The organism is Sphingomonas sp. J315 (genome assembly GCF_024666595.1).
Taxonomy (GTDB): domain Bacteria; phylum Pseudomonadota; class Alphaproteobacteria; order Sphingomonadales; family Sphingomonadaceae; genus Sphingomonas.
The window spans coordinates 1028355-1051214 of the sequence record NZ_CP088296.1 but is presented as its reverse complement, the minus strand read 5'-3'; the positions used below and the strand labels follow the sequence as shown (position 1 = coordinate 1051214).

Annotated in this window: 18 protein-coding genes and 2 pseudogenes; 8 read left to right on the top strand and 12 right to left on the bottom strand. The window is 66.4% G+C overall.

Annotated features, from left to right (window positions below):
* Positions 1–7 precede the first annotated feature (7 nt).
* From LRS08_RS05520 to LRS08_RS05500, 5 genes and pseudogenes are all read right to left on the bottom strand, one after another.
* The gene (locus tag LRS08_RS05520; protein WP_257845488.1) at positions 8–418 is read right to left on the bottom strand and encodes a DUF1428 domain-containing protein; all 411 of its coding nucleotides are present in this window, start codon (positions 416–418) and stop codon (positions 8–10) included.
* Positions 419–436: 18 nt separating this feature from the next.
* A pseudogene (locus LRS08_RS05515) lies at positions 437–733 on the bottom strand (DUF1428 domain-containing protein); the annotation flags it as partial.
* Positions 734–755: 22 nt separating this feature from the next.
* Positions 756–1406 carry a glutathione S-transferase family protein gene (locus LRS08_RS05510; RefSeq protein ID WP_257844589.1) on the bottom strand — a complete coding sequence of 217 codons (651 nt, stop codon included), beginning with the start codon at positions 1404–1406 and terminating at the stop codon, positions 756–758.
* Between the two features lie 26 nt (positions 1407–1432).
* On the bottom strand, positions 1433–1927 hold the full coding sequence (locus tag LRS08_RS05505) for a VOC family protein (protein WP_257844590.1): 495 nt from the start codon (positions 1925–1927) through the stop codon (positions 1433–1435).
* Positions 1928–1951: 24 nt separating this feature from the next.
* On the bottom strand, positions 1952–2395 hold the full coding sequence (locus LRS08_RS05500; protein ID WP_257844591.1) for a VOC family protein: 444 nt from the start codon (positions 2393–2395) through the stop codon (positions 1952–1954).
* A 136-nt stretch (positions 2396–2531) separates the two neighbouring features.
* Here LRS08_RS05500 and LRS08_RS05495 point away from each other — a divergent pair, with 136 nt between their 5' ends.
* The 4 genes from LRS08_RS05495 (at position 2532) to LRS08_RS05480 (ending at position 5149) form a co-directional block, all read left to right on the top strand.
* The gene (locus tag LRS08_RS05495) at positions 2532–3212 is read left to right on the top strand and encodes a helix-turn-helix domain-containing protein (RefSeq protein WP_257844592.1); all 681 of its coding nucleotides are present in this window, start codon (positions 2532–2534) and stop codon (positions 3210–3212) included.
* 217 nt (positions 3213–3429) lie between these two features.
* On the top strand, positions 3430–4434 hold the full coding sequence (gene cobS, locus LRS08_RS05490; protein ID WP_257844593.1) for a cobaltochelatase subunit CobS: 1005 nt from the start codon (positions 3430–3432) through the stop codon (positions 4432–4434).
* A 52-nt stretch (positions 4435–4486) separates the two neighbouring features.
* Positions 4487–4759: a type II toxin-antitoxin system Phd/YefM family antitoxin gene (locus LRS08_RS05485; RefSeq protein ID WP_257844594.1), complete on the top strand. Its 273-nt coding sequence runs from the start codon at positions 4487–4489 to the stop codon at positions 4757–4759.
* A 3-nt stretch (positions 4760–4762) separates the two neighbouring features.
* The gene (locus LRS08_RS05480) at positions 4763–5149 is read left to right on the top strand and encodes a type II toxin-antitoxin system VapC family toxin (protein ID WP_257844595.1); all 387 of its coding nucleotides are present in this window, start codon (positions 4763–4765) and stop codon (positions 5147–5149) included.
* A 51-nt stretch (positions 5150–5200) separates the two neighbouring features.
* Here the strand turns inward: LRS08_RS05480 and LRS08_RS05475 are convergent, their stop codons facing one another.
* Positions 5201–7384, bottom strand: coding sequence for a methyl-accepting chemotaxis protein (locus LRS08_RS05475; RefSeq protein ID WP_257844596.1), 2184 nt, complete (start codon positions 7382–7384; stop codon positions 5201–5203).
* Between the two features lie 195 nt (positions 7385–7579).
* On the opposite strand from LRS08_RS05475, the gene cobT reads away from it, so the two are divergent.
* From cobT to LRS08_RS05455, 4 genes are all read left to right on the top strand, one after another.
* The gene (gene cobT, locus LRS08_RS05470; RefSeq protein ID WP_257844597.1) at positions 7580–9412 is read left to right on the top strand and encodes a cobaltochelatase subunit CobT; all 1833 of its coding nucleotides are present in this window, start codon (positions 7580–7582) and stop codon (positions 9410–9412) included.
* Positions 9405–9677, top strand: a complete 273-nt coding sequence (locus tag LRS08_RS05465) for a ribbon-helix-helix domain-containing protein (RefSeq protein ID WP_260481418.1) — start codon at positions 9405–9407, stop codon at positions 9675–9677. Before cobT ends, LRS08_RS05465 begins: the two co-directional genes overlap by 8 nt.
* Positions 9678–9756: 79 nt before the next feature.
* Positions 9757–12075, top strand: a complete 2319-nt coding sequence (locus tag LRS08_RS05460; protein WP_257844598.1) for a TonB-dependent receptor — start codon at positions 9757–9759, stop codon at positions 12073–12075.
* 82 nt (positions 12076–12157) lie between these two features.
* On the top strand, positions 12158–12841 hold the full coding sequence (locus LRS08_RS05455; RefSeq protein ID WP_260481417.1) for a Fe2+-dependent dioxygenase: 684 nt from the start codon (positions 12158–12160) through the stop codon (positions 12839–12841).
* Between the two features lie 307 nt (positions 12842–13148).
* Here LRS08_RS05455 and LRS08_RS05450 read toward each other — a convergent pair whose 3' ends face one another.
* From LRS08_RS05450 to LRS08_RS05425, 6 genes and pseudogenes are all read right to left on the bottom strand, one after another.
* Positions 13149–14024 carry an FAD:protein FMN transferase gene (locus tag LRS08_RS05450; protein ID WP_260481416.1) on the bottom strand — a complete coding sequence of 292 codons (876 nt, stop codon included), beginning with the start codon at positions 14022–14024 and terminating at the stop codon, positions 13149–13151.
* Between the two features lie 98 nt (positions 14025–14122).
* A complete protein-coding gene (locus LRS08_RS05445) occupies positions 14123–14953 on the bottom strand; it encodes a DUF4198 domain-containing protein (protein ID WP_257844599.1) in 831 nt (276 codons plus the stop codon).
* Positions 14954–14970: 17 nt separating this feature from the next.
* Positions 14971–15474, bottom strand: a complete 504-nt coding sequence (locus LRS08_RS05440; RefSeq protein ID WP_257844600.1) for a DUF2271 domain-containing protein — start codon at positions 15472–15474, stop codon at positions 14971–14973.
* A 15-nt stretch (positions 15475–15489) separates the two neighbouring features.
* Positions 15490–16137, bottom strand: coding sequence for a PepSY-associated TM helix domain-containing protein (locus LRS08_RS05435; RefSeq protein ID WP_257844601.1), 648 nt, complete (start codon positions 16135–16137; stop codon positions 15490–15492).
* 471 nt (positions 16138–16608) lie between these two features.
* A pseudogene (locus LRS08_RS05430) lies at positions 16609–21249 on the bottom strand (NAD-glutamate dehydrogenase domain-containing protein).
* Positions 21250–21425: 176 nt separating this feature from the next.
* Entirely contained in the window at positions 21426–22706 is a 1281-nt protein-coding gene (locus tag LRS08_RS05425) for a hypothetical protein (RefSeq protein WP_257844602.1), read from the bottom strand.
* Between the last annotated feature and the right edge of the window lie 154 nt (positions 22707–22860).

The window sequence follows — 22860 nt, the reverse complement described above, 5'->3', positions numbered from 1 at the left end:
GCGAGGATCACCCCTTCGCCGTATCCAGGATCGGCGCGAAGCCGCCCCACATCATCCGCTTGCCGTCGAACGGCGGCTCGGCCGGCGGCTTCATCCGCTCGTCCTCCATGATCTTCGCCCAGCCGGCGTCGCGCGTCGCCTTGTCGGGCCATTCGATCCACGAATAGACGACCGCCTCGTCGTCCTTCTTATGGGTCGCGCGGTTGTAGTCGGTGACCTTGCCGTCGGGCGTATCCTCGCCCCACGCCTCGACCACGCGCAGCGCGCCGAATTCCTGGAACAGCGGCACCATCGACGCGGCGAGCTCGCGATACGCCTCCTTGTTCGCGGCGGGGACGGGCAGGACATATCCGTCGATATAGCCGGTCTGACCCGCATCGCCTGCCTCGACCAGCGCGTCGAACCCGGCAAAGATCATGCGGCTCCCGTCGAACGGCATGTCCTTCATGCCTTCAAGCGCGTTGGGGTCGCTCATCATCTTTTCGTTGGCGGCGTCGCGCGTCGCCTTGTCGGGATATTCGAGCCAGCTGAACAGCACGGTCTCGTCCTCCTTGAGGGCGACCGATTGCTTGAGGTCGTTGATCTTCCCATCGGGCACATCATCGCCCCAGGCTTCGACGAAGCGGGTGGCGCCGAGCCCCTTGAACAGCTCGATCGCGCTGTGTGCGTGCTTGGTATATACCGCCTTGTTGGCGGTGGGGACGGGGGTCAGGAATCCTTCGACATAGGTCATTGGGTCTCTCCCTGGGATCGCTTCACGCGAGGGCGTGTTCGGGTTTGAAATCGGCAAGTTGCGCGGCGAGCGCGGCCTTGAAGGCGGGACGAGCAATGGCGCGCTCCAAATAGGCGAGCAGCACGGGCCGGTCGGCGAGCAGCCCGCTGCCTTCCGTCTGACGCAGCACCGTCGCCATCGCGATGTCGGCGATGCTGAACTGCCCCGCGAGCCACTCACGGTCGCCCATCGCGACGGCAAGCCGGTCGAGCCTTTGTTCGATATCCGCGATCAGCGAGGGGCGACGCAGCTCCGCCCATTGCTCGCCGGCCGAGAAGATCTCGACATTGCCGAGTTCGAACAGCATCGGCTCGACGCTGTTATAGGCGGCGAACAGCCAGCTTTGCGCATCGGCGCGCGCTTGTGGGTCGCGCGGCAACAGCCGTTCGTCGCGTTCGCCAAGGTGCAGCAGGATCGCGCCGCTTTCGAACAGATGCACGCCGCCATCGACGAGGGCGGGGACCTGCCCCCAGGGCTGCTCCGCGAAATAGGCGGCGGGCCGGTTACGCGGGTCCATCAGCCGCATGTCGTAGCGCAGGCCGATCTCCTCGCACGCCCAGCGCGGACGCAGGTCGCGGACGAACCCCTTGGCGAAATCGGGCACCCAGTCGAACCCGGTAATCTCGACGGTCATGATCAGTCTCCTTGCGGGAGGTAAGGTCAGGCGGGTTGGGTTTCCCCCGCAGCGGCAGCCTCGACCGTGGCGATGTCGATCTTCTGCATCGTCATCATCGCCTGCATCGCGCGCTGGGCTGCCGCCTTGTCGGGATTGTCCCACACCAGCTGCATCAGCCGGTCCGGCGTGACCTGCCAGCTGACCCCCCATTTGTCCTTGCACCAGCCGCACATGCTCTCCGCCCCGCCATCGGCGGTGATCGCGTTCCACAGCCGGTCGGTCTCGGCCTGATCCGGCGTGTGGAGGATGAAGCTCATCGCCTCGCTATGCTGGAACATCGGGCCGCCGTTGAGCAGCAGGTAGCTGTGCCCGGCCAGTTCGATCTCGCACAGGATGACGTCGCCCGCCTTCTGGCTGGGCGTGTCGATCGGGGTGCGCTCGGTGCGGACGATACGGGCGTCGGGGATCAGCGACGTATAGAACGCCGCCTGATCCTCTGCGGTGTAGTTGCTCCAGATGCAGGTGGTGATTTTGGTCACGGCATCTCTCCTTGGTATCTCGGTTCAGGCCGGTTCGTGCGCCGGTCCGTCGGGGAAGGCGGCCATTGCGGCCTCCATGTCCATGAACATCGGCTCGAAGATGTGGCCGTCAGGGTCCTCGAAGCTGCGGCCATACATGAAGCCCATATCCTGCGGTTCGCGGACATCGGCCTTGCCGCCCGATGCGCCGGCCTTCTCCGTGATCGCATCGACAGCTTCGCGGCTGTCGAACGACAGGCACAGCAGAACCTCGTTCACTTTCGAGGAATCGGCGATCGTCTTGTGCGGGATGAAGGTCGAATAGAAATCATGGCCGAGGATCATCAGCGTGATCTCGTCCGACCACTGCATCGCGCTCGCCATCTCGTTGCTGAAGCGTGGGTCCCTGGTGAAGCCGATCGCTTCGTAGAAGGCGGTCGATGCCGCCACGTCCCTCACCGGCAGGTTCACGAAAATCATCTTGGCCATCGCGCTTCTCCTTGGACGCGTCCGGGAAACTCACCGGTTCCGAATCGCTTGCTTGATGTTGATGCGCCTTTGAGTTATTAAAAGCAACTATGAAGTTAGAAAAAATGACTCATATTTTTAAGTCGCGGAAATCGCTATGAAAAAGGAGCGGCGGCGCTGGTATGACGACGCCTGCGGCACGGCGATGGCGCTGGAACTGGTGGGTGAGCGCTGGTCGTTGATGATCGTGCGCGAACTGATGTTCGGCCCGCGCCGGTTCAGCGAGATCAAGGGCGCACTGCCCGGACTTTCGGCGAATGTGCTCACCCAGCGGCTCGAGGGGCTCGAGGAATCGGGCATCCTGACGCGGCACAAACTGCCCCCGCCGGCCAACGCACAGGTCTATGCGCTGACCCCCTGGGGTCATGAGGCCGAAAAGCCGATCCAGCTGCTCGGCGCATGGGCGGTGCGGTCGCCCGAACATGATCCGACGCTGCATCTGTCCGCAGCCTCCGCCATGATGTCGCTGCGCACCATGCACAATCCGGCGCTCACCGGCGACCTCGATTTCGTCGTGGGGTTCCGGATGGGCGACGACCTGTTCGTCGGGCGCTACAATCGCGACGGGATCGAGCTGAAGCGCGGCGATCCGGCCGGTGCCGACGTGATCTTCAACGGCCCGCCGACCGCAATCGCGGGCGCGGTCTATGGCGGCGCGCTGGCCGAGCTGGAGGCAGCGGGGATACTGCGCATAGAGGGCGACCACGCGCTCGCCGAGGCGTTCGTGACGCGCTTCCCGCTGCCGAAAAAGTGGAGCGAGGACCAGGATAGCCAATAATCCTCCCCCGCGAGGGGGAGGTGTCAGCGTAGCTGACGGAGGGGGAGGAAGCACGACGATCGAGAGGACACAGCCGTCCTCCCCCTCCGTCGCCTTCGGCGCCACCTCCCCCTGGCGGGGGAGGATTGAAGCGAACCGATCCGTCGCCCGCGCTTGCGGAGCGGGGCGCTAGCCGATACCGCACCGCAAAAGAACAGTCCCCGAGTCCGGAAGCCCGATGAGCAGCATCCCCAACACCCAGCCCGACAGCCGCGAGACGACGATCCTCGCTGCGCCTGACAAGAGCGTCAGCGTGCGCGACCTGTTCGGCATCGACATCGACATGGAAGTGCCGGCGTTCAGCGAGGCGGACGAGCGCGTCCCCGATCTCGACCCGGCTTATGTCTTCGACGGCGACACCACGCTCGCGATCCTCGCCGGCTTCGCGCACAACCGCCGCGTGATGATCCAGGGCTATCACGGCACCGGCAAGTCGTCGCACATCGAACAGGTCGCCGCCCGCCTCAACTGGCCGTGCATCCGCATCAATCTCGACGCGCATATCAGTCGTATCGACCTGATCGGGCGCGACGCGATCGTGCTCAAGGATGGGCAGCAGATCACCGAGTTCCGCGAAGGGCTGCTCCCCTGGGCGCTGCAGACCCCGACCGCGCTCGTTTTCGACGAATATGACGCCGGGCGCCCCGACGTCATGTTCGTGATCCAGCGCGTGCTGGAGACCGAGGGCAAGCTGACCCTGCTCGACCAGAATCGCGTGATCCGTCCGAACCCCTGGTTCCGTCTGTTCGCCACCGCCAACACGGTGGGTCTGGGCGACACCAGCGGGCTGTATCATGGGACACAGCAGATCAACCAGGGCCAGATGGACCGCTGGAACATCGTCGTCACGTTGAACTACCTCCCCGCCGCGACCGAGGCGCAGATCGTGCTCGCCAAGAGCGGCGAATATGACAAGCCGGGCGGCAAGGAGATGGTCGAGAACATGGTCCGCGTCGCCGAACTGACCCGGCGCGGGTTCATCAACGGCGACATCTCCACCGTGATGTCGCCCCGCACCGTCATCACCTGGGCGCAGAATACCGAGATCTTCAAGGATGTCGGCTTCGCCTTCCGCCTGAGCTTTCTCAACAAGTGCGACGAGGCGGAGCGGGCGCTGGTCGCGGAATATTATCAGCGCGTGTTCGGCAAGGACCTGCCCGAGAGCGTGGTCAGCAAGGCTTGAAGATCTGAGTGGACTTAGCTAACTTGGCTTAGTCCACTCAAGGAGCTGCGCGATGGCCGAGGCTGATCCGCAAAAGACGTTCAACGTTCATGATGCCAAGACCCAGCTGTCCAAGCTGATCGACCGCGCGCATGCGGGCGAGGAGATCATCCTGTCCAAGGCGGGAAAGCCCTATGCGAAACTGATTGCATATGAGCCCACGCCTTTGCCGCGCCGCCAGCCCGGCCGCTTTAAGCATCTGTTGAAGGATGTGCCGAGCGACATCTGGTTCGAACCGACGTTTACCGAGGAAGAGCTGGACGCATTTGAGAGCAAGGAGCTCTGAGCGTTGCGCCTGCTGCTCGATACGCACGCATTGGTCTGGTGGTGGATGGGAGATCCTCGCCTCTCGGATCGCGCGCGCGTTGCGATTTCCGACCCGGATATCGAGCGATATGTCTCCGCCGTGTCCTGCTACGAGATCGCACTCAAGGTCGGCAGTGGCAGACTTCCCGCGATGGTCGAACCACTGTCGCAATTTGCAGAGGCGTGCAGTCAGGATGGCCTGATCCATCTCGATCTGCGCTATGACCATGCGCGCGGCGCGGGGTTGTTGCCATTGACGCATCGCGATCCGTTCGACCGCATGATCGTGGCGCAGGCGCTCGCCGAACGGCTAATCGTGGTAACCCGTGATCCACAGATCGCCGCATTGGGTTGCGAGACGCTTTGGTAGCACCCCGAACGCTCCGCCGCCCGCCGGGATAACGGAGTGCGCGGTTTCACTTCACGCCGCCGCCGCGTAGCTCCGGCTTTGCGGCGTTCCGTCGATCTCGAACTGCGCAGCGCGGCCGGCGAGATCGGTGGCTTCGGTGCGCAGCTGTTGCGCCGCCGCCGAGGTTTCCTCGACCATTGCGGCATTCTGCTGCGTGGTGCTGTCCATCCCGCTGACCGCAATCACGATCTCCGAAATCGACATCGCCTGAACGCGGTTATTGTCGACCAGCGACCCGACCAGCGTATCCACCTGGGTGAAGATGTCGGCGATCTGGACCAGCGCCCCGTCGACATTGCCGACTGCGCCGACCGCATTGCCGACCTCTTCCTGGGTGACGGTCAGCTGGTCGCGGGCGCGCTTGGCCTCTTCCTCGGCGCGCATCGCGAGCGCGGAGACGAGGTCGGCGACCACCGCGAAACCACGGCCTGCTTCTCCGGCACGACCCGCCTCGACCGCCGCGTTCATCGCAAGGACGCGAGTCTGGAAGGCAATCTTGTCGAGCCCTTCGATCACATCGTCGATGCCCTTGGCGCATTCGGACACGCGGTGCATCGCGGCGACTGCGCCCGATGCGACATCGCGGCCACCGGCGACGCTGACATTGGCGCGCTTGGCGCAATTCAGCGTTTCGTCGGCGGAGGCGGCGCTGGCGCGCAGCCGCTGATCGATCTGCGACAGCGCGGCGGAGGTTTCCTCCAGGCTGGCCGCACTGCTTTCGCTGCGGCTCGCCAGGTCCTGCGCGGCGCGGGCGATCTCGGTCGATCCGGTCTGGATGCTCTCCGAACGCTCGACCACGGCGGCGATCAGGTCGCGCAACGTGGTCGCGGTGGCGTTGAAATCGGTCTTGAGCTGGGCATAGGCCGGCGGGAAATCGGCGTCGATCCGCGCCGTGAGCTTGCCTTCGCGCAGTGCCGAGAGGCCGGTGCCGATGGCGGCGGTGACGATCCGCTGCTCCTCGGCATTGCGCGCCTGTTCGCGCTCGCGCTCGGCGGCGGCGAGGCGGAAGACATCGGCGGCGCGGGCGAGCGTGCCGACCTCGTCGTTGCGCTCGGTCTCGCCGACCGGAACGTCCTCACCCTTGGCGAGGCGGTCGACCGTGTCGCTGAGCCGGCCGAGCGGCAGCCCGACGACGCGCTTCGATGCGACCCACAGTGCCGCAGCGGCACCGGCGATCAGCACGATCGCGATCACCACCAGCATCCAGGTCAGCGCATTGGCCGGGGCGGTGATCGCCGCCGCCGGGATATCGACCACGACCGCCCAGCGATCGTCGATCCCGTCGATCGCCACCGGCACCGCGAAGCGGGCCCAGTGGCTGCCATCGGCGTCGACATGGTCGAAGCTCTGCGCCTTGCCCGACTTGACGACCGCGTCGATCAGATCCTTTTCGGCCTCGTCATAGGACTTCATGCGCAGCTGCGCATTTTCATGCGCGATCCACTTGCCGTCCTGCGCGATCAGGCGCACCCGGCCCGATCCCAGCGGCTTTTCCTTCATCAGTCCGGCGGACAGGTCGTCTAGGCTGATGTCAAAGCCGGACACGCCGACCACCTGATCTCCGCGGCGCAGCGGGAAGGTGATGCTGAACATCGTCACATCCTTGCCGTCGACCGGATAGACATAGGGGATGCTGAGGCGGCCGGCGGCGCGCTTGAGGCCCTCGGCGTAATAGTCCTTCTGCCAATCCTCGGGCGGGCTCGCGGGCTGCATCGCGATCTTGCCCGCCTTGTCGCGGGTCACATAGGGCGCAAAGCCCCCCGCAACGTTCCAGCCGGGCTGTCCCGCCAGATCGGGCCGGTGATATTCCGGCTCGAGGATCGACCAGGCGCCCAGTACGGTCGGCGCGGCGGCAAGGAAGCCGCGCAGCTGCGGGATCGTCCGCTCGGCCGCAAAGCCGGTCGCGGTCAGGTCGGTCGAGATCGACCGCGCCATTGCGTGCGAGGCACCGACAATGCCGTTCACATCGGTCGCGATGCCGCTGGCATAGCGCTCCGCCGTCGCCTGCGCCGTCTCGCTCGACCCGCGCCCGACCACCGACGAGGCCTGAAGCGTGACGATGGTGAAGCCGATCGTCAGCAGCACGCCGATCGCGGCGGCACAGAGCGTCACCAGCTTTCCGGCAACGGGAAGACGGTCGAAGCGGCCGCGCAGCTTCTGGGTCTGGGCGTGCAGCGTGGCGTTGGCGTTGGACAAGTCGGTCCTCCTTGCAGGCGCTTTGCGGGGCGATCGTTGCTGTCGCGAACTGACCCGGTTGATGGCTCAATCTATAGGTGGGGGGACGGCACCGCGGGTCGCGTGGTCCGTAAAATTACCCACTTCCCGGACTTCGGCTTTGACGGGACGCGCTCCCCGCTTGTGTCGCGCGGCCGCTCCGCGCATGGAAATCGCATGGCCAGCGACACTCCCCTCGATCAGTTCAAGTCCGTCCTTGCCGGGACCGCGCGAGCGTTGAGCCACGAGGCCGAGCTTGAGCTTGCCTTTACCGCCGACGCGCCCGCGCAATCGGGGCGGCATCTCAAGGTGCCGATGCCCGGTCGCACCCTGCCGCCCGAACAGGTGGCGGAGGCGCGCGGTTTTGCCGACGGCTTTGCGTTGCGGCTGCGCCTGCACGACGCCGCGACCCATTTGAAGGCAGCCCCGAAGGAGCCAGTGGCGCGCGCCGTGTTCGATGCGGTCGAGACCGCGCGGGTCGAGGCGCTGGGATCGCGTGGCTATGCCGGGATCGCCGACAATCTCGACCATGCGCTCGAGATGAAGATGCGCTCGGACCCGATCAGCCGCGCGCGGACGCGGGACGAGGTGCCGCTGTCGACCGCAGTTCAGCTGCTTGTGCGCGAACGCCTGACCGGGCGGGAGTCTCCTGCCGCCGCCGCGCTCGGCCTGGCGCTGGTGCGCGACTGGATCGAGGACAAGGGTGGCGCGGATCTCGACGCGCTGGCGCTGGCGATCGACGATCAGGCGACCTTCGCGAAACTGGTCGGCAATCTGCTTGCCGATCTGGAGCTGACCGAGGGCGACCTCATCCCCGACGAGTCCGACGAGGGCGGCGGCGAGGACGAGGGCACCGACGACGTCGACGAGAGTGAGGCCGACGCCGGCGACGAACAGGGAGAGACCGGCGAGGGCGAGATCGACGCGCGCGGTGAGCAGCGCGAGGGCGAGACCGACGAGGGCGAGGAGAGCGAGCAGGAGCAGGGCGAGTTCGAGGACGGCGAGGGCGATCCCGGCGATGCCGGGGACGAGGGGATGATGCCCGTCCGCCCCAATCGCCCCTGGTCCGACATGCCGATGCAGTTCGACTATGGCGCGTACACCACGCAATATGACGAGGTGATCGCCGCCACCGACCTGTGTGACGATGAGGAGCTCGACCGGCTGCGCGCCTATCTCGACAATCAATTGTCGAACCTTCAGGGCGTGGTGACCAAGCTTGCCAACCGGCTCCAGCGGCGGTTGATGGCGCAACAGAACCGCAGCTGGGACTTCGATCAGGACGAAGGGCTGCTCGACGCCGCGCGCCTCGCACGGGTGATCGTCAACCCGATGCAGTCTTTGTCCTACAAGGTCGAGAAGGATACCGAGTTCAAGGACACGGTCGTCACCCTGCTGATCGACAATTCGGGGTCGATGCGCGGCCGCCCGATCAGCATCGCCGCGATCAGCGCCGATATCCTCGCGCGCACGCTGGAGCGGGTCGGGGTCAAGACCGAGATTCTCGGCTTCACGACCCGCGCATGGAAGGGCGGCCAGTCGCGCGAGAAATGGCTGGCCGAAGGGCGTCCGGCGCAACCGGGCCGCCTCAACGACGTGCGCCACATCGTCTACAAACAGGCCGACGAGCCGTGGCGGCGCGCGAAGAAATCGCTCGGCCTGATGATGCGCGAAGGGCTGCTCAAGGAGAATATCGACGGCGAGGCGCTGCTCTGGGCGCACAGCCGCCTGATCGCGCGGCCCGAGGATCGCAAGATCCTGATGGTGATCAGCGACGGCGCACCGGTCGACGATTCGACGCTGAGCGTGAACAGCGGTTCGTATCTCGAACGCCATCTGCGCCAGGTGATCGGGTGGATCGAAAGCCGCTCGCCGGTCGGGCTGGTCGCGATCGGTATCGGCCATGACGTGACCCGCTATTATGGGCGCGCCGTGACGATCATGGATGTCGACCAATTGGCCGGCACGATGATCGAGCAGCTTGCCGCCCTGTTCGACATCGATGCCTGACGGCCCGGGCGGCATCGTGCCGCCGCCGGGCGGGTTCCACCCCCCGGTCAAGCGGTCGATGACGATTGCCGCGCATCCGACCTCGATCAGCCTTGAACCGATATTCTGGGACGCACTGGAGGCTGCGGCGCAGGCGCGCGATCTGCCGCTCAGCGCACTGGTCGCGCAGGTCGATTATCTGCGCATCCAGGCCGACGATCCGCCCAATCTTGCCAGTGCGTTACGCAGCTGGCTTCTGGCCGACGCGACAAATTTGCGACAATAATGAAAACGATTCGCATTAGTGTTGACAGTGCGAACGACTCGCAATAGCGGGACCCCAACGACAATCAGAAGGGGTTTCCATGTCTCGCAGCTCGTCCGACGCGCACCGCGCCGCGCCCGCTTTCCTCGCGCTGGCCGCCATCGGCTTCGTCGCATCGGCACCTGCAGCCTATGCCGGCGATCCCGCCGATCCGGCGGAGGAGCAGGATCGCGCTGACGTCGTCGTCACCGGCGAGAAGGTGCGCTCGGAACAGGCCAGCCCCAAGGTCACGCGCCCCGTCCGCGACACGCCGCAGACCGTCACCATCCTGACCAACAAGGTGATCGAGGAGCAGAATCTGCTCACCCTGCGCGACGTGCTGTCGACCGTGCCGGGCATCACCTTCGGCGCGGCTGAGGGCGGCATCGCGCCGAGCGACCAGATCACCCTGCGCGGCTATTCCGCATCGTCCGACATCACCACCGACGGCGTGCGCGACAGCGCGCCCTATTCGCGCAGCGACCCGTTCAACCTGGAACAGGTCGAGGTCACCAACGGCGCCAACTCGGTCTATAACGGGTCGGGTTCGGTCGGCGGGTCGATCAACATCGTGACCAAGCGCCCGCAGGCGGAAACGGCGATCGCGGTGCAGGGCGGGATCGGCACCGACGACTATTATCGCGGCACGATCGACGCCAATGTCCGCGTGAGCGAACTGATCGCCGTGCGCCTCAACGCGATGGTGCACCAGAACGACGTGCCCGGCCGCGACGTTGAAAATTACGAACGCTGGGGCGTCGCCCCGGCGGTGACGATCGGGATCGACGGCCCAACCAGCCTGACGCTGCAGTACCTGCATCAGGAAGAGACCAACATCCCGCAGTACGGCGTGCCCTATTACAAGAATGCCGTGTTCAACGGCGCACTGCCCGGCATCGATCGCAGCGACTATTTCGGCTATCGCAACATCGACACGCAGGAGATCACCGTCGATCAGGCGACGGCGACCTTCGCCCATGAATTCAGCGACAAATTGTCGATCCGCAACCTGACGCGGTGGCAGAAGGTGCAGCAGCTGACCATCGTTGGTCCGCCGCAGGGCAGCTTCTGCCTGCCCGGCAATGTGCAGGGCAACGGCACCGCCTGTCCCGCGACCGTCCCGGTCGGCTATTATCTGATCGGCGGTCCGCGCGGGAACCTGCGCGATACGACCAGCGAGCTGATGTACAATCAGGTCGATCTGTCGGCGCAGTTCGCGACCGGTGCGATCGAGCACAGCCTGGTCGTCGGCGCGTCGGCGGGGTGGGAGAAGTTCTTCCTCTCGACCGGCAACGTCTATCGCAACGCCAACGGCACCGTCGCCAACGCGACCTATCCGTTGATCAACTGGGCGAACCCCAATGAGGTGGTCCCCGGTCCGGCCGGCTTCAACTACGGGAGCAACGTCTATACCGGTCCGGTCAACTTCTTCGAGAGCGGTCGCCAGCGCGGCGAGGTGACCAACTATGCCGTCTACCTGTTCGACACGATGAAGCTCGGCAAGTTCGAGCTGAACGGCGGCATCCGCTACGAGCGCAACCAGGGCAATTACCAGACCGACACCGGCACCGCTGCGACGGTCACCACGCCGCAGGGCGCGATCGTCACCGGCCCGCGCTTCCGCAACACCGCCGATCTGTTCAGCTATCGCATCGGTCTGGTCTACAAGCCGGTCGAAGCGGTGACGCTCTACGCTGCATATGGCAACGCGCGGACCCCGTCGCAAAGCGCGGTCAATGGCGGCTGCACCGCGCTGACCTGCAACGTCGATCCGGAAAGCGCCAAGAACTACGAGATCGGCGCAAAGGCCGAGATCGGCCGCGCGCTGTTCAGCATGGCCGCGTTCCGCAACGAGCGCGACAAGTACAAGGTGCCGTCGAACGATCCGACGCTGCCCGATCAGGTGCTCGACGGCCATTCGCGCGTCGATGGCATCGCGGTCAGCGCAACCGGCAACATCACCCCGGCATGGTCGATCACAGCCAACTACACCTATCTCGAGCCGAAGCTGATCCGGTCGGTCGCGGTGGGCAGCCCGGACCCCGCAGCGGGCGCGGAGCTGCAGAATGTCCCCAACCATTCGGGCAGCCTCTACACCACCTACACGTTCCCGTTCGGGCTAAAGCTGGGCTATGGCGTCACCTATCAGGGCAGCTTTGCGCTGAACCTGCCGACGGCGACATCGGCGGTCGTCTATCGCTCGGACGATTATCTCGTCCACAATGCGTCGATCTCCTACGACATCACCAAGGATCTGAGCGTGCTGGTGAACGTCAAGAACATCACCAACGAGCTCTATTACACCCGCATCCGCAACAATGGCTGGGCCACGCCGGGTGACGCGCGCTCGGCGGTGCTGACCGTGGGCTACCGCTTCTAAAGGCTAAAGGGGGAGGAGCGGGTGACGGCAATCCCTGTCCCCCTGCTTTCATCCGCTCCGACCCCCCTTTAGAAGGCACATCATGCTGATCGCGATTCCAGACCTGCTCGATCCCGCCACGCTCGCCGAGCTGCGCGCGACGATCGACGCGGCGGAGTGGATCGACGGCAACGCGACCTCCGGCCATCAGTCGGCGCTCGCCAAGCAGAATGAGCAGCTGCCCGAGGACAGCGCGGCAGCGAAGGCAGCGGGGAAGCTGGTGCTCGACGCGCTGGGGCGCTCGCCCTTGTTCTTCGCGGCGGCACTCCCGCTCAAGGTGTTCCCGCCCTTGTTCAACCGCTACGGCGTCGGCCAGACCTTTGGCGTGCATGTCGACAGCGCGATCCGAATCCAGCGCGGCACCGATTTCCGCATCCGCAGCGACCTGTCGATGACCGTCTTCCTCGAAGACTCCGCAGCCTATGACGGCGGCGAACTGGTGATCGAGGACCAGTATGGCGTCCAGCGGGTCAAGCTCCCCGCCGGCCACGCGATCCTCTACCCCTCGTCCAGCCTGCACAAGGTCGAGCCGGTGACGCGCGGGACGCGGGTCGCATCCTTCTTCTGGCTCCAGTCGATGGTCCGCGACGATGGCGCGCGTCGCATCCTGTTCGACCTCGACCAGAGCGTCCAGCGCCTGACCGGGCAAGTGGGCGGCACGGACCGCAGCGTCATCGAACTGACTGGCGTCTACCACAACCTGCTGAGGCGCTGGGCGGACGCCTGACGAGCGACTATTTACAGGTGGGCCTCGATCGGTATCAATCGTTCGTGATGCAGGATCGACTCCGACTTCTATTCCGCATGTGCTCGGTTGCATTCTGGCTGGGCTTTGCAGTCGCGATGTTTCGACTCGCCCAAGGGTGGCATGTGCCAAACTGGCTCTGGTTATTGGTTCCTGTTTTCCTCGTGGCCGAGATTGCGGAACGAGTCCGAAGCAAGCCGGCCAATTAGGCGCGAAAAGCCAGCAAGTATTCTTCATCGGCGGCGGGCGGACGCGTAATGTTGCATGCGCTCCTGCCTCCGCAGGAGCGCTAGTCCAACATCGCCCGCAGCCCGCTCGACAACCACTCCCCGTTACCGCGTACCACCAGCTGCGCCGCCAGCCCCTCGCGCTCGGCCAGCGCCTTCGCCGCTTCCGGCTCCAGCACGGTCAGCGCGCTCGCCCAAGCGTCGGCGTGACAGCAATCGGCGTGGATCACCGTGACGCTCGCGGTACCGTGCGCGATCGGGCGGCCGGTGCGCGGGTCGATGCTGTGGCTGCCCTGTGCCGAGGCGCGGCGATAGTCGCCCGAGGTGGCGACCGCGATGCCGTGCAGAGCGATCCTCAGCGGGGCGAGCGCCATGCCCGGCGGCGGCTCGACATCCACCCACCAGGGCTGGCCATCCGGCTGAATGCCGACACCGACCAGCTCGCCGCCGATCTCGACGAGGAAATCAGCGCAGCCAAGGGCGCGCAACCGCGTCGCGACCGCGTCGACGGCATGGCCCTTGGCGATCCCCGACAGGTCGAGCCGCGCGGGGCGGACGCGGCGCAGGCGGAGCAGGGGGGCGTCGAGCTCGATCGCGCCCGGCCCGGCCGCGCTGCGGGCGGCATCGATCGCGGCATCGCTCGGGGCATCCTCGCGCGGTCCCGGCGGACCAAAGCCCCACAGGTCGACCAGCGCTCCGATTGCCGGATCGAACGCCCCATCCGACCGCGCCGCGATATCAAGCGCAACACCCATGACGTGAATGAATTCCGGCGCGATGCCGTGCCACCCGCCCGGCGCAGCGGCGTTGATCTGGCTGAGCTGCGAGCAGCGCTCCCAATGGCTCATCTGCGCGAGGATATGGGTGAGCACGCCCTGGATCGCGGTCTGCACCCCCGGTGGCGGCGCGACGATCGTTGCCGACCAGCGCGTCCCCATCGTCTCCCCGCCAAAGCGCGCGACAGCGGCGTCGGCCCGCCGCCGGTGAAAGGCGGCGGGCGACAGCGTCGGGGGAATGGCGATACGCGGTTCGGGCGTCAGGGCGCCATCACCTCGACCGTCGTCACATAGCTCGCCCGGCGGCCACCCGGCGCGGGCGCGCCGCCCTCTTCGCCGCCCGCGCGCGGGGTGGTGACGTTGATCCAGGTCATGCCCGGATCGCTCCACTTGATCGTGACCTTGCCATCCGCGCCGGTCGTCAGATCCTGCTGATGCAGCTGGTCGCGATAGCGGATGCCGCCGGGGATCACCGTGACCGCCAACCCTGCGGTCGGCTTGCCGTCGAGCAGGAACTGGAAGGTCGCGTCCTCACCCATCACCAGGTCGTTGGGGTGCGTCACCGGTACCAGCTCGATGCCCTTGCCGGTCGGCTTGAACACGGTGGTGGTCGGCTCGCCTGCGGTCACGAAAATCTCGTTGCGGTTGCTGTTGATGCTGGTGCGCACATCGGTCGCGCCCGCCGGGATCACGCTCGCCAGCTTGTCGGCGGTGGTGCCGCGCGGGAGGCGAACCTCTTCCCCGTTCAGCTTGTAAGATCCCATCACGCCCTCGCTGGCGTAGAAGATCTTGTAGGTGCCGCGCTGCTGGATCTGGACGTCGAGCGTGGTGCGGTACCGGCCGGTCGCCTTGTTCTTGACCTCACCCGCCGTGCCGTCGGGCAACATCACCGCAATGTCGGCGCGCAGCGGCTGATGCTCGAAATAGAAGAGGTCGTTCGACACGGCGGCATCGACCGTGACCCACACGTCCGCGCCTTCGCCCGACACGACGGTCATCGACGGCATCATCCACTGGCGGTGCGCCTGGACGCTGGCGGGAAGTGCGACCGCAGCGACTGCGGTGGCGATCAGGATAGTGCGCAACTTCATGTGATGATCCCCTTGGTTCAGCGCTTGACGGTGAGCGTGACCGCTCCGAGTTCGGATGTGCCGGCGGCGCGGGCGGTGCCGCCCTTGGGCAGCGAGAAGGGGATGCGGACCAGTTCGCGCCCGCCCACTTCGCGCGCGGCCTCGACCACCAGCGTGTAGTTGCCCGGCGTCAGCTTGGGTTTGAAGCTCACCTTGTGCGTCCCGGGTGCCTTGGTCGCGCCGGTCACGCCGGCGGCGGGGAAGCGCATCGTGCGGCCCGACGCGCGCCACCATTGGCGCACGTCACGCAGCCACTTGGTGCCCTCATTGTTCTTCAGGTCGACATCGTACCACACCGACAGCGTCTGGGCCGGGCCGCCCTCCTTCTCGATCCACATGGCGACATAGGGCCGGTGATATTCGGCGACCGTCAGCCTTGGAATCGTGACCGAGACATCGAGCGTCTGCGCGGCGGCCATCCCCGGCGCGAACAGGCCAGCGCCCAGCGCGGTGGCGGTCAATCCGGTTACGCGAAACTGCATTTCGGGCGGCTCCCTTTAGATATGGATGAAGAAGATCGCGAGGAACGCGGGGATGACGAGGCCCGCGCCGACCAACGGCCAGGTGCTCGGGCGGTTCTTCGAATGCATCTGCAACAGCACCAGGCCGGTGAGCGAAAACACGATGCAGGCGAGCACGAAGATGTCGATGAACCACTTCCACACCGTGCCGCTGTTGCGGCCCTTGTGCAGGTCGTTGAGCCACGCGATCCAGCCGCGATTGGTGGCTTCGGTGGTCACCGCGCCGCTCGCCCGGTCGATCGCGACCCAGCCATCGCCGCCGGGGCGGGGAAGCGCGAGGTAGATCTCGTCCGCCGACCATTCGGCCTCGCCGCGCGCGTGGCGGATGTCCAGATTGCCCTCGACCCACTCGGCGACCGGGGCGGGCAGCGGCTTCTTCGCATCGGGCGCGTCGTCGGGCCTGATCGCGGGCAGCAGCTGCGCGGGCAACTGGCCCTTGCGCTCAATCGTCTGCGGCGATCCCTCGATCTCGGCGGCGTGGTTGAGCGTGAACCCGGTCACCGCGAACAGCAGCAACCCGACCAGGCTGATCGCCGAACTGATCCAGTGCCAGGTGTGCAGCTGCTTCAGCCAGAAAGCCTTGCGGCTGCGCTTGGCACGCGCGGTCGTGGTGGTTCCGTGCATCGGGGTGGGGACAGCCTAATTGCGATTCGTTCGCAGCACTAGCGCGAGTGATTCGCAATTACAATCTGGCGCGTGCGTCGGACTAATCTAACCCTCCCCCGCCAGGGGAGGTGGCACGCGCAGCGTGATGGAGGGGAGGAAGCACGACGGCCGAGGCCGCTGCGTTCTCATGACCGAACAGCTTTGCGACATTCCCGAGGGGGATTCTGTCGCATGCGTGCGTAGCCCCATGGCGCGCTTTCACGCGACATGTTCGCATGACGTGGTTCGGCTACCGCGCTTCATCGGCCCGATGACGACCGGTTTCGGCGCGGCCAGCGGGTCTTCCGCAGCCCAAAACCCTCGGAAACCCACGCCTCTCCGGGGGGTGGGCTTTCCTACAATAACCTATTTGGTTGCAATGGCAGGACCGGATATCAGAAGGGAGGAGGCAAGTTCACACATTTCGCATGATCTCGCCCGCCTCCGTTTTCACCGCCCCAGCAGCACCCGTGCCTGCCCGGCAATCTGCGCCAGCATCGCGGCGTTGGGCGCAGGGGCCTTCTTCGCCCGCTCGACCAGCGTCACGAACTGGCCGACCCGCGCGGCATGTTCCGCCAGCCAGGCATCGACCTCGGCCTTGGGATCCTTGCCGGTGCCGCGCGCGAGGAACTCCAGCCGCAATTGCTGGAAATCGCGCGCCAGGCCCGCGATCAGCAACCGCTCCCACGGATCGCCCGCGACGATGCGCGCGGCATTGGCCTGTGCCCAGTCGAGCCCCAGCGCCTGTCCCAGATGCGTGAAGGCATGGGTCAGCTCGGTCTCGCCGATGCCGCGCCGCTGGCCCAGATCGGCAAGACCCACCGCGCCGTCCAGCTCAAAGATACGGACGATCTTTGCGACCAAGGCCGCCGGTGCGCCCGCCGCCTCCAGCTGCGCGGCGATGCGACCCGACTGCGCCAGCGCCTCTTCCTTGAGCAGCGTCTTGGCCTGGCGATCGAGGCTGTCGATGCCGGGCTTCAGGCGGTTGAGCATCGCGCTGATGTCTTCGCCCGGGCGGCACACGCGCAGCAGATCGGCGATCTGCGATCGGGTCGCGACCGCGATCTCGTCGAGCACCGCAAGGCGCGCGCCCTCGCTCATCGCCGCAGTCTCGATCTCTTCCCACAATGGCTGGAGGCCAAACAGCCGCTCGGTCACCACGAACATCATTGCGATGTCGCGCAGCGATGCGCCTTCCTCTTCGGCCAGCTCGAACGGGTGCAGCACGCCCAGCCGGTTGACGATGCGGTTGGCCAGCTTGGTCGCGACGATCTCGCCGCGCAGGCGATGCTCGCCGATCGCCTTGCGGAAGGTTTCGCGCATTGCGGGCGGGAAGGCGGCGATCAGGTCGCTCTCCAGCGCCGGGTCGAGGCCCAGCCCGCCGCTTTCGATCGCGTCCTGCAACGCCAGCTTCGACGTCGCGAGCAGCACGGCAAGCTCCGGCCGGGTCAGTCCCGCGCCGTCCTGCGCCCGGCGCAGATATTCCTCATTGGTCGCCAGCCCCTCGACCGCGCGGTCGAGCCGACCCGCACCCTCGAGAATCTCGGTCAGCCGCACGAAGCTCGGCACCGCGACCGGGCCATCATTCTCGAGGAACGACAGCGCCAGCGTCTGCAGGCGATTATCCTCCAGCACCAGATGCGCGACATCGTCGGTCATCGACGCGAGCAGGGTGTTGCGGTCGCCCATCTCCAGGCGACCCTCGATCACCTCGCGGTTGAGTGCGATCTTGATGTTGACCTCATTGTCCGAACAATCGACGCCCGCCGAATTGTCGATGAAATCGGTGTTGATCCGCCCGCCGCGCATCGAAAAGGCGATGCGCGCCGCCTGCGTCACGCCCAGATTGGCGCCCTCGCCGATCGCGCGCGCGCGCAGGTCCTCGGCATTGACGCGCAGGCGATCATTGGCGGGATCGCCGACCTCGATATGCGCCTCTGCGGCGGCCTTCACATAGGTGCCGATGCCGCCGAACCAGATCAGATCGACCGGCGCCTTGAGGATCGCGGAGATGAGCGCATTCGGCTCCATCTCCTCGGCCTCGATGCCCAGCGCCGCGCGGACTTCCGGCGTCAGCTTGATCACCTTTTCAGACCGCGCGAACACGCCGCCGCCCGCCGAGATCAGCGATGGATCATAATCCGCCCAGCTCGATCGCGGCAGTGCGAACATCCGCTCACGCTCGGCCCAACTCGCCGCCGGATCGGGATCGGGGTCGAGGAAGATGTGGCGATGATCGAACGCCGCGACCAGCTTGATCGCCTTGGACAAGAGCATGCCGTTGCCGAACACGTCGCCCGACATGTCGCCGCAGCCCGCGACGCGGATGCTCTGCGTCTGGACGTCGGTGCCCATTTCCAGGAAGTGGCGCTGGACGCTGACCCACGCACCCTTGGCGGTGATGCCCATCGCCTTGTGGTCGTATCCGACCGAGCCACCGGACGCAAAGGCGTCGCCCAGCCAGAAACCGCGTTCGATCGCGATGGCATTGGCGACGTCGCTGAACGTCGCGGTGCCCTTGTCGGCGGCGACCACGAAATAGGGGTCTTCGCCGTCATGGATCACGACGCTGTCGGGGTGCACCACCGCGCCGCTGACGATATTGTCGGTGATCGACAGCAGCGATCGGATGAAGATGCGGTAGCTTTCCTTGCCCTCCTCGAACCACGCATCGCGGTCGATGCTGGGGCTGGGGAGCTGCTTGGGATAGAAGCCGCCCTTCGCGCCGGTCGGCACGATGACGGCGTTCTTGACGCGCTGCGCCTTCATCAGGCCGAGGATCTCGGTGCGGAAATCGTCGCGCCGGTCGGACCAGCGAAGGCCGCCGCGCGCGACCGGACCGGCGCGCAGATGGATGCCCTCGACGCGGGGCGAATAGACCCAGATCTCCCGCCACGGCAGCGGCGCGGGCAGATTCTGGCACACGGCTGCTGTCCAGCTTGAACGCCAGCGCTTCGGCGGCGGCGGGAGCATAGGCGTTGGTGCGCAACGTCGCGCGGATGACACCGGAAATCGCGCGCAGGATACGGTCGTCGTCGATCGCGCTGACCGCGTCGAGGCCTGCGGCGATGGCGGCGTCGGCGGCGGCGATGGCGGCGGCGCTGTCCTTGGCGCGCGCCGGATCATGCGCGGCGGCAAAGCGGTCGACCAGGGCAGTTGCGACGGCCGGGGCGCGGCGCAGCGCCTCGACCACCGTGACCAGGCCGTAGCTGAGGCCGGTCTGGCGCAGATAACGGAACCAGGCGCGCAGCAGCACGACCGATGCCGGGGCCAGGCCGCCCTCGACGATCAGCCGGTTGAACGCATCATTCTCCGCGCGCGCCTCCAGCACGGCGGCAATCGCGCCCTCGACCGTCGCGGTCTCACCCTTGAGGCCGCCGCCGGGCAGCTCGACCTCGAAATCATGGATATAGGCGTCGGCATCGCCCGCCAGCGCGGTCGGCACTTCCTCGATCACGCGGAATCCGAAATTCTCGAATACCGGCACCGCGTCGGAGAGCGGAAGCGGCCCGCCCAGGCGATAAAGCTTGATCCGCAACTTGCCGTCATGGTCGTAGATGCGCACCGACCGGGCGTGGACGTCGCTCAACCCGGCGATCCGGACGATATCGCGCGCAGCCTCTTCGGGTATATTGCCGTTGCGGTAGCCGAACGGGAAGCAGGGGGCGTAGCGCAGCGCCAGCCGCGCCGCGCGAGACGGCGTTGCGCCATCCTCCCGCAGCGCATGCTCGACTGCGGGCAGCCAGCCGCGCACCATCCGCTCCAGTTCGACATCGAGCGCGGCGGCGTCGGGCATCCGCCCCTCGCCACGCAGGTCGAGCGTGTAGCGCAGCAGCGCCACCGGCCCGTCCTCCAGCGCGATCGACCAGCTGAGCAACGAGGCATTGGCGCGCTGTTCCAGCATCTCGCCAATCGCGACGCGACGTCCGGTCGAGACATCGTCGCGCGGCAGCCAGACAAAGGCGAACAGGTGGCGTCCGAGCTGGCTGCGGATCAGCACCAGCTTGGGGCGCGGGCGATCGGTCACCGACATGGCGGTGAGCGCGATTTCCTCCAGTGCAGCGCCGTGGAAGGCGGTGGTCAGATCGTGCGGCAGCCCGCTCAGTGCATGCGCCAGTGCCTTGCCGGTATGGCCGCGCGGGTCGAACCCGAACTTGCTCTCCAGGCTTGCAATGCGCGCCCGCAGCATCGGCACCTCATCCGGGGTCGAATGCAGCGCCGCGCTGGTCCACAGGCCGGCATGAATCGACAGCCCGGTTACTTCCGAGGCCCCGTCTTCCCCCTTCGCGCGCAGCGGCACCAGCACCAGATCGAGCGGCGCGCGTCGATGCACGGTCGAGATGAAGTTGGACTTGAGCAGCAGCGGCGGCTGTCCGCCCTGTTCGAACCATTCGACCGCCAGCTTGCGCGACGCCTCGGCGAGCAACGGCGTGTCGAGGTCCATGCGGCAAATGCCCGCCGCATCGGTGACGCTGCCATCGCGGTGCCAGTTTTCATGTCCGACCAAGGTCATGCTGCCGCCCTGGAACCACCGCAGCAGCGCGGCCCCTTCGGCATCAGCGATGCGGTTGGCGTCATCGCTCATCGCACGGCGCAGCTCGCTCCAGTCGGTGACTGCGGCGCGGACATGGCGCAGATTGCGCTCGAGATCGCGGACCAGCCCCGAGCGATCGCGCGCGTCGGCGCGTTCGAGTTCGAGATAGACCATCGATTCGCGCGATCCGACCCCGTCGCGACTGGCGCCGATCCCGACCAGCGTGCCGTCGCCCGCGCGCTCGACCGCGACGACCGGGTGAATGATCCGGCGGATCGCGATGTCATGTGCGGCGATCGTCGCGGCGATCGAATCGACCAGGAAGGGCATGTCGTCATTGACGACCGCCAACCGCATGGCGCGGCTATCGTCGCCAAGCCCGGTTTCGAGCGCCACCCCGGGCGTGCCCGGCGCGCGCGTCGCCGCGGCCTCCGCCACGAACCTTGCGGCCGCGGCGCGGGCGGTTTCGTCGAACCCCTCCAGCTCCCCGGCAGGGCCCCATCGGTGAGGCGCGCATGCAGCGCCTCGGCGAGCGACTTGATCGGCGTCTTGCTCATGGAGCCGCGCTATGCGCCCGCAAAGGCTGCGGCTCAAGGCTTGCTGCACCGCACCGTAACATTTGAGACTAAATTGCCCGGATAGCGGTAACGCGGGACAAAAAAATGCGCGCGAACCGGGTTTTCGGACCAGTTCGCGCGCAGCTTGGGAGAAGACTTCGGGGAGGGTCAGGTGTTCATGCGGCAGCCTTGCGCAGCGCACGGTTGGACAGCGCGGCATCGTCGTCGATCCGCGCAACGATATCGAGTTCGCCATCGGCACCCGCGCGCGCGAGCAGCAGGACGAATTCCTCCGTGCCTGCCGCCATCTGAACATGCGCGATTGCCGGACGCGCGCGCAGTTCGGCGCGGACCTGATCGAACAGATCGGGCTGCGGCGCGGGCTTGCGCAGCGCGCGCTCGGCCTTGACGATCCCCTTGATGCCACCCTCGGCCGCGCCGATGAAGGCGTCGAGTCCGCCCTCCGCCACGTCGTGGCGGCGCGCATGGCTCATCACCGCGGCGAATTCGGTCAGGCGGGTCTTGTCGTAATCGGTGCCGAAGACGAGCTTGGCAGCAGCGGTCATTGGCGCGCGCGCCTGGACCGTGATGCCGGCATCGGCGAGCAGTTCCGCATAGTCCTCGGCATACGTCTCCGACGCGCGCGCGAAATCATAGGCGCGCGAGAGAGCGCGGTAGAGCGACGAGCGGCTGCGCGTGTCGGCGGCGCGCGCGGCGGCGGCGGTCTCGCGTGCGATCAGCAGCCGGTCGGCGAGCGAATCGGGGGCGGGGGCCGCGACCGGAGCCTCGGCATCCTCGACGATCACATCATCGTCGAACCCGGCGCTCGGCCCGTCAGCCCAGACCGGCGCGGCGACCAGCGGGGTCGGAGCGGTGCGGCGTGCTTCCTCGACCTCGCGCTCCAGCCGCGCCTGGGTCTCGGCGTCGACCAGTTCCTTCCAGTTGATCACGCCATAGATGAAATCGATCGCGTCGCCATCGGACGAGAACGGCATCAGGATGCCGCGGTACAGCGTGTTGTGACCGCGCTGGCCGACAAACTCGGCCTCGAAGCCGATCGGCGCGCGGTTGGCGATGATCTGGAGATAATGGTCGGTCAGCCGCGACAGCAGCGACCGGCTGGGCACCTCGCCGACATGAGTAATGTCGGCGGTGACCCCGCATTCCTCCCGCAGCGAACGGCCAAGATAGCGAATCGCAGGGTTCTCGACGCCCTGACTGAAGTCGAGCAGCACGCTGTGCGGACCGAAATCGGCGATATTGCCCGGATCGAGATCCTCGATCGACGGATAGGCGCGTCCCTGAAGTAGCGAAACCCAATGATTATAGGCGCGTACATGCATGCGCCGCTCGTCCGATCCGATCGACAGGCGATGCGCGTCATGCGCCGAATCGGTCACGCCGGTGTCGTCGTGATCGGTGTCGGGACGGTCATCGAGTCCGCGGGCGGTGTCCATGCGCATGCTCCACAAAGGGCAACGGCCCTCAATCCAGAGCGACTCTGCGCTGCTTGTGGTAAATACTGCGTAAAGGCCGCCAATCGGCAAAACCCGCCCGGCCCCGCTTGTCAGCTACAATCAAGGCTGGTAAGCGCCCCCACCTTCCCCGCCG